The sequence below is a fragment of the Microbacterium sp. UMB0228 genome (assembly GCF_002871415.1).
GTDB lineage: Bacteria > Actinomycetota > Actinomycetes > Actinomycetales > Microbacteriaceae > Microbacterium.
On the sequence record NZ_PNFU01000002.1, the window covers coordinates 510361 to 522246 of the forward strand.

General features: G+C 70.8%; 9 protein-coding genes. 4 read left to right on the forward strand and 5 right to left on the reverse strand.

Features of this window, described 5'->3' with window-relative positions:
• Positions 1–3141, forward strand: coding sequence for an efflux RND transporter permease subunit (locus CJ226_RS06550; protein ID WP_102208694.1), 3141 nt, complete (start codon positions 1–3; stop codon positions 3139–3141).
• A 98-nt stretch (positions 3142–3239) separates the two neighbouring features.
• Here the strand turns inward: CJ226_RS06550 and CJ226_RS06555 are convergent, their stop codons facing one another.
• Positions 3240–4136 carry an aldose 1-epimerase family protein gene (locus tag CJ226_RS06555; protein WP_102208695.1) on the reverse strand — a complete coding sequence of 299 codons (897 nt, stop codon included), beginning with the start codon at positions 4134–4136 and terminating at the stop codon, positions 3240–3242.
• Between the two features lie 273 nt (positions 4137–4409).
• Here CJ226_RS06555 and CJ226_RS06560 point away from each other — a divergent pair, with 273 nt between their 5' ends.
• Positions 4410–6332 carry a DEAD/DEAH box helicase gene (locus tag CJ226_RS06560; RefSeq protein ID WP_102208696.1) on the forward strand — a complete coding sequence of 641 codons (1923 nt, stop codon included), beginning with the start codon at positions 4410–4412 and terminating at the stop codon, positions 6330–6332.
• Between the two features lie 89 nt (positions 6333–6421).
• On the opposite strand, the gene CJ226_RS06565 is transcribed toward CJ226_RS06560, so the two are convergent.
• Complete coding sequence (locus CJ226_RS06565; protein ID WP_025104686.1) at positions 6422–6961, reverse strand: YaeQ family protein; 540 nt, start codon at positions 6959–6961, stop codon at positions 6422–6424.
• 43 nt (positions 6962–7004) lie between these two features.
• On the reverse strand, positions 7005–8099 hold the full coding sequence (locus CJ226_RS06570) for an Rv2578c family radical SAM protein (RefSeq protein WP_102208697.1): 1095 nt from the start codon (positions 8097–8099) through the stop codon (positions 7005–7007).
• Positions 8100–8173: 74 nt separating this feature from the next.
• Between CJ226_RS06570 and CJ226_RS06575 the strand changes: the two genes are divergently transcribed.
• Together CJ226_RS06575 and CJ226_RS06580 are read left to right on the forward strand one after the other, a co-directional pair.
• On the forward strand, positions 8174–9103 hold the full coding sequence (locus CJ226_RS06575; protein WP_102208698.1) for a M15 family metallopeptidase: 930 nt from the start codon (positions 8174–8176) through the stop codon (positions 9101–9103).
• Positions 9104–9267: 164 nt separating this feature from the next.
• The gene (locus CJ226_RS06580) at positions 9268–10431 is read left to right on the forward strand and encodes an acyl-CoA dehydrogenase family protein (RefSeq protein ID WP_062637336.1); all 1164 of its coding nucleotides are present in this window, start codon (positions 9268–9270) and stop codon (positions 10429–10431) included.
• A gap of 95 nt (positions 10432–10526) precedes the next feature.
• Here CJ226_RS06580 and CJ226_RS06585 read toward each other — a convergent pair whose 3' ends face one another.
• Both CJ226_RS06585 and CJ226_RS06590 read right to left on the reverse strand, forming a co-directional pair.
• Positions 10527–11201 (reverse strand): GNAT family N-acetyltransferase, encoded by a 675-nt coding sequence (locus CJ226_RS06585; protein ID WP_102208699.1) that lies wholly within the window; start codon positions 11199–11201, stop codon positions 10527–10529.
• 53 nt (positions 11202–11254) lie between these two features.
• Positions 11255–11886: siderophore-interacting protein (locus CJ226_RS06590; RefSeq protein ID WP_102208700.1), on the reverse strand; the 632-nt coding region annotated here is incomplete at its 5' end.

Here is an 11886-nt window from a genome sequence, read left to right on the forward strand (position 1 = left end):
TTGTCGAAACTCGCCATCCTCAGCCTGAAGAACCGCGCCCTCATCGCGCTCGTGACGATCGTCGCCGCGGTGTTCGGCGGGCTCGCGCTGACCAACCTCAAGCAGGAGCTCATCCCGTCGCTCGAGCTGCCGGCGCTCGTGGTCATGACCACGTACCCCGGCGCCTCGCCCGAGGTGGTCGAGAACGACGTCTCGACGCCGATCGAGTCGGCCATCCAGGGGGTTCCCGACCTGGAGTCGACCACCGCGACGAGCACGACCAACGCATCCATCGTGCAGGCGATGTTCTCGTACGGCACGAACCTCGCGACCGCGGAGCAGAAGATCCAGCAGGCGATCAACCGCATCTCCTCGCAGCTGCCGGAGGACGTCACGCCGCAGGTGCTCTCGGTCTCGATCGACGACTTCCCGGTGATCCAGGTGGCGGTCACCGGCTTCGACGACGCGGACAACGCCCAGGCGCAGCTCGAGAGCGTCGCGATCCCCGACCTCGAGGACGTCGACGGGGTGAACGCGGCCGAGATCGTCGGCGGCGTCGGACAGCGCATCACCATCACCCCCGACCTCGCGAAGCTCGCCGCCGCCGGACAGAGCAGCGAGGCGATCAGCACGGCACTCCAGCAGAACGGCACCCTGTTCCCCGGCGGCGAGATCACGGAGGACGACGAGACCCTCACGGTGCAGACCGGAGCGAAGATCACCTCGGTCGACGAGATCGCCGCCCTGCCGCTCGTCGGCACCGCGGTCACCATCGGTGACGTCGCGACGGTGGAGCAGGTGTCCGATCCGGTGACCTCGATCTCCCGCGTCGACGGCGAGGACGCCCTGTCGATCTCCATCACGAAGCTCCCCGCCGCCAACACGGTCGAGGTGTCGCAGGGGGTCATCGCGGCCCTCGACGAGATCGGGGAGGCGCTTCCGGACGCGGAGTTCACGGTCGTGTTCGACCAGGCGCCGTTCATCGTACAGTCCATCGACACCCTCGCGACGGAGGGTCTGCTCGGCCTCGTGATGGCCGTGCTCGTGATCCTCGTGTTCCTGATGTCGGTGCGCTCGACCCTGGTCACCGCGATCTCGATCCCGACCTCGGTCCTCATCACCTTCATCGGGCTGCAGGCGTTCGGCTACTCCCTCAACGTGCTGACCCTCGGGGCGCTCACGATCGCGATCGGCCGCGTGGTCGACGACTCGATCGTGGTGATCGAGAACATCAAGCGCCACTACGTGGGCGACGCGGACAAGGGCGATGCGATCCGTCTCGCCGTGCGCGAGGTCGCCGCCGCCATCACCGCCTCGACCATCACGACGGTGGCGGTGTTCCTGCCGATCGTGTTCGTGGGCGACATGGTGGGCGAGCTGTTCCGTCCGTTCGCGATGACCGTCACGATCGCCATGGTCGCGTCGCTCTTCGTGGCCCTGACGATCGTCCCGGTGCTCGCGTACTGGTTCCTCAAGCCCGGCAAGCCGCTGCTCGACGAGAACGGGAACGCGATCGACCCGGAGGATCCGGCCGCCCCGCCGACGCGGCTGCAGCGCGGCTACCGCCCCATCCTCGGCTGGACGCTGAAGCACTCGGGCATCACCGTCGCGCTCGCGGTGGTGGTCCTCGCCGGGACCCTCGCCGCCGCCCCGCTGATGAAGGTGAACTTCCTCAGCGACTCCGGTCAGAACACCATGACCGTGACGCAGGACCTCGGGCCGACCGCGAGCCTGCAGGCGAAGTCCGACGCCGCCGCCCCCGTCGAGGAGGCCCTCCTCGACATCGACGGCATCGAGCACGTGCAGGCCTCCATCGGGTCGAGCGGCTCCGCGCTGCGCGACGCGTTCTCCGGCGGTGCGGGCATCACGTACTCCGTGCTCACCGACGGCGACGCCGACCAGGAGAAGCTGCGCGCCGAGGTGCAGGACGCGATCGACGGGCTCGGCGACGAGGTCGGCGAGGTCGCCGTCGCGGCGTCCGCTGGCTTCGGCTCCAGCGACATCGAGATCACCGTGTCGGCCGCGACCGGCGACGACCTCGCCGCCGCCACCTCCGCCGTGGTGGACGAGCTCGACGGCCGCGAGGGCATCGGGCAGGTGACCGACAACCTCGCCGAGGCCCTGCCGTACATCGCCGTGGTCGTGGACCGCGAGGCCGCCGCCCGGGTGGGACTGTCCGAGGTCGCCGTCGGGTCGATCGTGTCGAACACGATGCGTCCGCAGCAGATCGGCTCGGTCGAGATCGACGACACCGCCCTCACCGTGTACCTCGTCAACCCCGAGCCGCCGACGACCGTCGCCGCCCTCCAGCAGCTCGCGATCCCCACCGCGGTCGGCATCGTGCCGCTGCAGGACATCGCGACGGTCGAGCAGCGCAACGGTCCCACCTCGATCACCACCGAGCAGGGACGGCGCACCGCGACCGTCACCGTGCCGCCCGCATCGGACAACCTCGCGGTCGCCACCCAGTCGGTCACCGAGGCGCTCGCCGCGGCGGACCTGCCGGACGGCGCCTCGGCCGAGGTCGGCGGCGTCGCCTCGCAGCAGGCGGACTCGTTCGCGCAGCTCGGTCTGGCCATGCTCGCCGCGATCCTCATCGTGTACGTGGTGATGGTGGCGACGTTCAAGTCGCTGCGTCAGCCGCTGCTGCTACTGATCTCGGTGCCGTTCGCGGCGACCGGCGCCATCCTGCTCCAGATCATCACGGGCGTGCCGCTGGGCGTGGCCTCGCTGATCGGCGTGCTGATGCTCATCGGCATCGTGGTGACGAACGCGATCGTGCTCGTCGACCTCGTGAACCAGTACCGGGAGAAGGGGTTGTCGACCGCGGAGGCGGTGATGGCGGGAGGGGAGAAGCGTCTGCGTCCGATCCTCATGACCGCGCTCGCCACCATCCTCGCCCTCACCCCGATGGCGCTCGGGATCACCGGGCACGGCGGCTTCATCTCGCAGCCGCTGGCGATCGTGGTGATCGGCGGGCTCGTCTCCTCCACCGTGCTGACGCTCATCGTGCTGCCGACCCTGTACAACCTCGTCGAGGGGGCGCGGGAGCGCCGCCGGGCGCGGAAGGGCGAGCCGCACGACGATGGCGCCCCGGCCCCCGTGCACACGGACGGCACGCCGGTCAGCCGGCGCGAGCTGCGCGAGAACCACGGCGGGTAGCCGCGCGTCCGCAACGCGGAGAAAGGGCCCCGGTCCCGTCGAGGAGACGAGGATCGGGGCCCTTCCGCGTGGGCGTTCTCCGGAGTGGTGGACCGCGGTCAGGCGAAGGAGAGGCCCCACTCCACGGTCCAGGTCTCGCCCGGGGCCAGGCGTCTCAGGCCGCGGCCGCTGTTGAGCGCATCCGCCGGGGCGGTCATCGGCTCGATCGCGACGGCAAGCGGCGTACCGGGATAGTTCGTGGCCGTGTACACCTGCACGAAGTCGAAGCCCTCGCCCTGCCAGAGCGTGACGGTCCGGCCGTCGGGGGCGGTGAGGGTGTGCCGCACCCGGCCGTCCGGGTCACGCTCGAGGTCGGTGAACCCGGTGTCGAGCGAGACGTCGCCGACGCGGATGCCCTCGCGCAGCTCGGGATCGGCGGGACGGGTGCCGATCGGGAGCATGCGGTCGTCCGTCTCGAAGGCGGTGCGGGCGGGCACGCAGAGGACGAGGTCGTGCGGGTCGACGTCGCCGATCGTGGGGAACGGGTGTGTGCCGACCGCGACGGGCGCGGGGGAGTCGGACCAGTTGGTGAGCGTGTGCGTGACCTCGACGCCGTCCGCGGTGAGGACATACGCGACCGACGTCTCGATCAGGTACGGGTAGCCGGTCTGCGGGAAGACGGTCGCCCGCAGCGTCGCGGCCCCCTCCGTCTGCTCGATGGCGTACGCCGTGAAGCGCAGCAGGCCGTGACTGGCGTTGTCCGTCTTCGGTTCGGTGATCGCGAGCTGGCGCACGGTGCCCTCGTCTTCCCAGCGGCCGTCGCGCACCCGGTTGGGCCAGGGCGTCAGCACGACGCCCGAGCACGACGGCGTCGGGATGTCGAGCGGATACGGGGAGATGAGATCGACCTCGCCGATCCGGAGGGCACGGAGAGAGGCGCCGACCTGGGCGATCTGCGCGGTCACGTCGCCGAGACGGAGATGGACCTGGGTGCCGGTGGGAGAGACGGAGTTCACCTCGACATCGTAGTGCCGCAGGCCGCCGGAGTGCGGGGGTCTCCCAGGGTCGACGGGTAGACTGAGACGGTCGGCTTCGGACACCCGCGCAGGGCGCGGACGTTTTTCAGTGTGTGAAGTGTGAGTCCAGGGGCCGATGGTGCGCGTCGATCGACGCGAATCAACCATCACAGGAATGGCCCCGGCCGCAGATCGTCCGGACTCCGCTGGATCGGAGTGCTCGCGCGTGCGCGCAGCGCTGTTCTCGTGCGAGAACGCAAGAAGGACACCCGAATGCCCAAGAACAAGAAGCCCCGCGGCGGTCGCGCCGCCGCGAACTTCGAGCCGCGCTACGGCGCCAAGAAGACCTCGTTCCACGACCGCCACCGTCCGGCCGGCGGTCGGGACACGGCTCGCGACGAGCGTCCCGCACGCGACGACCGCGAGGGTCGCGCGACCGGCGGGTACGACCGTCGCCCCGGCAGCCGCAGCCCCGGGCACCGCGGCTACCGCCCGGAGGAGACCGAGTCCGGTGCTCCGAAGCGCCGCTGGAGCTCCCAGGAGCGCGCCGGTCGCGACGAGGCCCGCAGCATCCGCAACCGCGCGGAGTCCGGGCGTCGCGAGGCCCCGCACCGCCGCGACGACCGCGCGGGTGGCGGCCGGTTCGACGACCGCCGGAACGAGCGCCCGCGCTTCGACCGCGACGACCGTCCGCGGCGCGACGACCGCGGCGGAGACCGCACCCGCGGCGGCGACCAGGGGACCGAGCGTTCGTACGACGCCGCCCGTGCGCGTCGTGCCTTCGACCGCGACCGCACGCAGCGCTCCTTCGAGGGCGGGCGCGAGCGGCCGTCGACCGGAGGGGCCTACCGCACCGAGCGTCCGCGTCGGGACGAGCGCCCTCGTCGCGACGAGCGTCCGACCCGGAGCGACTGGAACGCGAAGCCGAAGGCGGCCTTCGAGCAGGCCGACGACGTCGTCCACGAGCGCCTCGAGGCACAGGCCGTGCAGGCCGTCGAGGTCGAGGGCGTCACGTTCGCCGACCTCGGCCTGGGCTCCAACATCACCGAGACCCTGAACAACATGGGCGCCGCGACGCCGTTCCCGATCCAGGCGGCGAGCATCCCCGCCGTCCTCGAGGGGCGCGACGTGCTCGCCCGCGGACGCACGGGCTCCGGCAAGACCATCGCCTTCGGGGCACCGCTCGTCGAGCGGGTGCTGCAGTCGCAGGCGGGCAAGCGTCGTGAGTTCGGACGGGCGCCGCGCGCGATCATCCTCGCCCCGACGCGCGAGCTCGCGCTGCAGATCGACCGGACCATCCAGCCGATCGCCCGCAGCGTCGGCCTCTTCACGACGCAGATCTACGGCGGCGTGCCGCAGGGCCGCCAGGTGGGCGCGCTGAAGAAGGGCGTCGACATCGTCATCGGCACCCCCGGCCGTATCGAGGACCTGATGAACCAGGGCAAGCTCGACCTGTCGGACTGCCGGATCGCGGTGCTCGACGAGGCCGACCACATGTGCGAGCTCGGATTCGTCGAGCCCGTGCAGCGCATCCTCCGCCGCACGGCCGAGGGCAGCCAGAAGCTCCTGTTCTCCGCGACGCTCGACCGCGAGGTCGCGGCGCTGGTGGACGAGTTCCTCGTCGACCCCGCCGTGTTCGAGGTCGCGGGCGAGGACCAGGGCTCCAGCACCATCGAGCACCGGGTGCTCGTCATCGAGCACCGCGACAAGGCGGACATCCTCACGTCACTCGTCGACCGCGAGGGCAAGACGCTCGTCTTCGCCCGCACGCGCGCCTACGCCGAGATGCTGGCCGACCAGTTCGACGACGCGGGGATCCCGGCCGTGTCGCTGCACGGCGACCTCAACCAGGCCAAGCGCACGCGCAACCTGGAGAAGCTGACCTCGGGTCGGGTGAACGTGCTCGTCGCGACCGACGTCGCCGCGCGCGGCATCCACGTCGACGACATCGACCTCGTGGTCCAGGCCGACGCGCCGGACGAGTACAAGACGTACCTGCACCGCTCCGGTCGCACGGGTCGCGCGGGGCGCTCGGGCCGGGTCGTCACACTCATCACTCGGCAGCGCCAGCGCCGGATGACCGAGCTGCTCGGTCGCGCCGAGATCGAGGCCCCGTTCGAGCAGGCCCGCCTGGACGACGACGTGATCGAGGAGATCGCCGGCCGCGTGCCGTCGGCCGCTGAGCTCACCTCCTGACGCGTTCGGGATCAGAAAGGCCCCGGAGACTTCGGTCTCCGGGGCCTTTTCGCACTCCGCACCGGGCAGGTCAGGGGAGGGTGGCCGGGTCAGGGGAGGGTGTGCTCGTGGAGGGACGTCATCAGGGACGTGCCGTTGAGGTCGAGGTAGAGGACGCCCTCGGTGACCGTGAGGGTCAGGGTGTTGCGGCGGGCGAGGTGGGGCGTGGCGGTGTCGACGAACCCGGGATCGAAGCTGTAGACCCGGATGTCCTCGGCCCGGTGGATGCGCTTGTCGGCCCACGGCGCCATGACCTTGGCGGGATCGCGGTGCGTGTAGACCACCGTCCGGTCCGCGAGGCGGGTGGCATGATGCAGCCGTGCGGCGTCGGGAGCGCCCACCTCGATCCAGACGGTGACCCGCCCCGTGAGGTCGCGCACGAGCACGGCGGGTTCCTCCGTGTCGGAGACGCTGCCGCCGAACGCGATGCCCTCCGCGAACTCGAGTCCGTACGCGAGCACCCGCGTGAGCATGTACGCGTCGGTCTCGGAGGGGTGCCGGGCGGCGCGGAGCGAGACGTCCTCGTAGACCCCGCGATCGGTGTCGGCCAGCTGCATCTCGAACGTGTGGACTGTCGAACCGATCGCCATGATCCTCGAGCCTACGCGGCGCAGCACCCCCTCCGTGACCGACTCAGAACAGCATCGGCTGGGGAGGAGGGGACGCGGCGGCGCGGCCGCTCGGGGTGAACATCACCGGCCCCGCCGCCGGCGTCTCCGTCTGCACGTGGCCTTGGCCCGGGCGGAACCCGCGCCGCGGATAGTCGTCTTCGTGCCGGCCGTCGAGTCCGTGCATCCGGATGAGGGGACGAGCGCGCTTGGCGAGCCACTGCCGATACGGCTTCGGCGCCTCGACGGACGCTCCGGGATAGAGCCCCCGGTACGAGGACACGAGGTCGGGGCGGTTCTCGCCGAGCCACTGGAAGAACCACGGCTTGACGCCCGGACGCAGGTGCAGGGCTCCGTAGATCACGCTCCGCGCTCCGGCGGCCTTGATGCGGCGCAGGGCGTCGTCGATCGCGGCGAGGGAGTCGGTGAGGTGCGGCATGATCGGCATGAGGAACGCCGTCACCGGGAACCCCGCGTCAGCGAGCGCGCGCACCGTGTCGAGGCGGGCCTGCGTAGTCGGAGCGCCGGGCTCGATCGCCTTCTGCAGCGCGTCGTCGTACATCGCGATCGACATCTGCACGTCGACCGGCACGCGCTGGGCCGCGTTCTTCAGCAGCGGGATGTCGCGGCGGATCAGCGTGCCCTTCGTGAGGATCGACATCGGAGTGCCCGACGCCGCGAGCGCCTCGATGATGCCGGGCATGAGGGCGTAGCGCCCTTCGGCCCGCTGGTACGGGTCGGTGTTCGTGCCGAGAGCGACCGTCTCGTGCTGCCAGCTGCCGCGGCGCAGCTCCCGTTCGAGCACCTCGACGACGTTGACCTTGACGACGATCTGGGTGTCGAAGTCGGCGCCGCCGTCGAGGTCGAGGTACTCGTGCGTGCCCCGTGCGAAGCAGTAGGTGCAGGCGTGGGAGCAGCCGCGGTAGGGGTTGATCGTCCAGGCGAAGGGCATGCGCGACGCCCCGGGGACGTGGTTGAGGGCGGACTTCGACAGCACCTCGTGGAACGTCATCCCGGCGAACTCCGGCGTCGTCACGGTGCGGAGGACGCTGGACCGGTTCTCGAGACCGGGCAGCGCCGCCTCGTCGCTGTCCGCGAGCTTCTGTCCCTGCCACCGCATCGTCCTAGTCGAACAAAGAATCGAATCGAAGTCAAGCGAGTATGGCATCAATGTTCGAATGGAAGAATGGGGCCATGCCCTCCTCGCCGTACGCTCAGCATGCGGCGCCGCGCTCCCCGATCTTCGGCCCCGCCCTCCCGGTCGGGCTGGCGGTGACCGCGGTGGGCGTGCTGCTGTCCCTCACCGGAGCGGCCGCGACCCCTGTCGCCTCGGAGGACATGCCGCGGCCGGTCACGGTGATGCAGGTGCCGACCGTGGAGAACGCGGCGACGCCCGCGGCGGACCCCTGTGCCGACCCCGGGGTGCAGGAGGCGATCGCGGCGGGGGATGACGCCGCCACCATCGCGGGGTTCGGCGGCGGAGCGCGCTTCCGTGAGGCGGTGGTCGCCGGGAACGCGCCCTGCGTCTCGCTCAGCGATCCCGCCCGGATCTGGGTGGTGGTGAACAAGGGGCGTCCGCTCGATCCGGCCGCCTACGAGCCCGCGGAACTGGGCCAGGTGCCGCTGCAGACGACCACCCCGTCGGGCCGCGTGCGCGCGGAGGTCGCCGACGCGGTCGGGCGCATGGCGGAGGCCGCCGTGGCCGCGGGCGTCGGCCGCATCGGCGCGAACAACGGCTACCGCTCCTACGGGCTGCAGGTCGCGACCTACGGCGCCCACGTGCGGGACCAGGGGCAGGCCGACGCGGACGCCGGCTCGGCGCGCCCGGGGCACAGCGAGCATCAGACCGGTCTCGCCCTCGACGTCGTGGCCTGCGATGCCGGGTGCGGCGGTCTCGACGGCTTCGGGGCGACGCGGCAGAGCGAGTGGGTGGCCGCGCACGCCTGGGAGTACGGGTTCATCGTGCGCTACGAGCAGGTCGGCACCCCGGTCACCGGGTACGCGCCGGAGCCCTGGCACCTGCGTTACGTCGGCACGGAGCTCGCGGCGGCGTATCACGAGGGCGGCTTCCACACCCTCGAGGAGTTCTTCGGCCTGCCCGCTGCTCCCGACTACGAGCACTGAACGGGCGGGTCCGCGGTGGCGCTCGGCGTGCTCTGAGGCTTTCCACAAAGGCGGTACCCAGTCCCACTCGGGATGGGATGCATTCTCACAATCGCCTGTCCTGCCCCGTGTTCCCGCCGTAGACTCGCCGGAGCAACGACGCACGACACGTTCGGGAGGACGGCATGGAACGCGACATCTACGAAGAGGATCACGAGGCATTCCGCGACCTCGTCAAGGATTTCGTCAAGCGCCACGTCACGCACGAGGCGATCGAGAAGTGGGACGCCGCCGGCGAGGTGGACCGCGCCACGATGCGCGCCGCGGGTGAGGCCGGCATCATCGGGCTCTCCGTGCCCGAGGAGTTCGGCGGCGCCGGGATGCTGCAGGACTACCGCTTCCGCGCGATCGTGAACGAAGAGGTCATCGCGGCCGGAGCGGGTTCGCTCGCCGGCGCCTTCGGCATCCAGGACGACCTGGCCGTCCCGTACCTCGTGCACATGGGCACGCAGGAGCAGAAGGAGAAGTGGCTGCCCCGCATGGCCACCGGCGAGGTCGTCGGCGCGCTCGCCATGACCGAACCCGGTGCCGGCTCCGACCTGCGCGGCATCAAGACCACCGCGAAGAAGGTCGACGGCGGCTACCTCGTCAACGGCGCCAAGACGTTCATCTCGTCCGGTGCGACCGCCGACCTCGTCGTGACCTTCGTCAAGACGGGCGAGGGCAACCGGCCCGACGCGTTCAGCCTCGTCCTCATCGAGAAGGGCATGGAGGGGTTCGACAACGGCAAGAAGCTCTCGAAGATGGGCTTCCATGGCCACGACACCGCCGAGCTGTCGTTCAGCGACGTGTTCGTGCCGGAGGAGAACCTCATCGGCGGCGTCGAGGGCAAGGGCTTCATCCAGCTCATGATGAACCTCCCGCTCGAGCGCCTCTCGATCGGCGTGGCCGGAGCCGCCGCCGCACAGGCCGCGCTCGACTGGACCGTCGCCTACACGAAGGACCGCGAGGCCTTCGGGGAGCGCATCATCGACTTCCAGAACAGCCGCTTCACCATCGCCGACATGTCCGCCACGGTCGACGCGCTGTGGGCCTTCATCGACCGCGCGCTCCTGGCGTACAAGGACGGCAAGCTGTCGGCCGAAGAGGCCGCGAAGGTCAAGTTCTGGGCGACCGAGCGCGAGTGGGAGGTGCTCGACGCCGGGGTCCAGCTCCACGGCGGCTACGGCTACATCACGGAGTACCCGATCGCCCGCGCCTTCCTCGACGCCCGTGTGCACCGCATCTACGGCGGCACGAACGAGATCATGCGCGAGATCGTCGGGCGTCAGATCGCCGGCAAGCGCTGAGGTCCCCGGGCACGGCTTCGGAGATTCCCGACGACACGCCGGGGCGGCCTCGTCCGCCCCGGCGTGTCGTGCTGTGGCTCCGAAGTCATGCCCGGTCAGGCGGTGAGCACAGGCCGGAGGGTGTCAAACCCATCGAGCGTGACGGCACCTCCCAGCAGGGCGAGATTCTGCTCGCGGAGAGCCTCGAAGCGGTCCCTGGTCATCGAGTAGTTGTGGTGCGGGGTCGCCGTGTTCTCACGGATCACCATCGTCGTTGCGGTGGGGCGATAGCCGACTCTCTGGGAGATCGCGTTCGATGCCGGGTTGTCGGCGAACGCACCGGACGTGACCTCCTGCGCCCCCAAGCCGTCGAAGAGCGCAAAGAGCATCAGTGCTCTCATCCGCGTGCCGATGCCGCGGCCCTGATACTCGATTCCGAGCCAGGAGCCCGTCTCCGCTCGGTGCCGCACACTCCAGTCGTCGGCGCTCGCGCCCTGGACGCCGACGAGGATGCCGTCCACCAGCACCCCGAGTTCGAGCATGAACGGTCCGGGAGCGATCTGAGAGCGGGCGTGCCACTGATACGACAGGAGTCGGCGTACGACGGTGTCGGTGTCACCGCGAGTCCAGGGGGCGGCGAAGGGCATCCGGCTCGGATCGTGCACGCCGCGTGCAGCGAGGTCGCCCAGGGTGACCAGGAGATCGTCATCCAGCCACCGCAGTTCGAGGTCTCCGGCACGCGCTCGCACTCCCGCGGCGGGCCAGCGGCGAACAAGGTCGGCGGCTGTCATCGCCACAGTATGGCACCGCTCGTCGTGCTGTGGCTCCGAAGTCGTGCCCGGTCTCAGGTGAGGGGCTCGGCCGCGGCCTCGCGGGCGGCCTTCGAGGCGGGGGAGGCGGCGCCGATCTTCCAGTAGCCGCAGAAGCTGACGGCACTCTTGTCCACGCCGCGCTCGCCGACGAGCTGCTTGCGGACGCCGGAGGCCAGGGCCTGCTCGCCGGCCGCGTACGCGTGGAACGGAGCATCGGGCAGAGCGGTGCGAGCGAGGGCGTCCAGGGCGAGCACCCCGGGCGGGACCTCGTGCGGCCGCACGATCCACACCACGTCGAGCCCCGACGGGTGCGCGAACTCCAGGGCGTCCTCCGCAGACGGGACCTCGATGATCGCCGTGCCCGCGGCGTCGGCCGGCAGGGAGGCGCTGATCGACGCGATCGCGGGGAGGGCGGTCTCGTCGCCCACGAGCACCACCCGGTCGGTGCCCCGCTCGGGGTTGAATGTCAGGCCCTCGTCGATGATGAGGACGTGCTCGCCGGGGGCGCAGGTCTCCGCCCATCGGGAGGCCGGACCGGCGGTGCCGTCGGCCGCCGAGCCGTGCAGCACGAAGTCGACATCGAGCTCGGCGCCGGTCTCGGGCGTGGCCGGGCGGTACGCGCGCACGGTGTAGTTGCGCATCACGGGGCGCTCGCCGTCGGGGA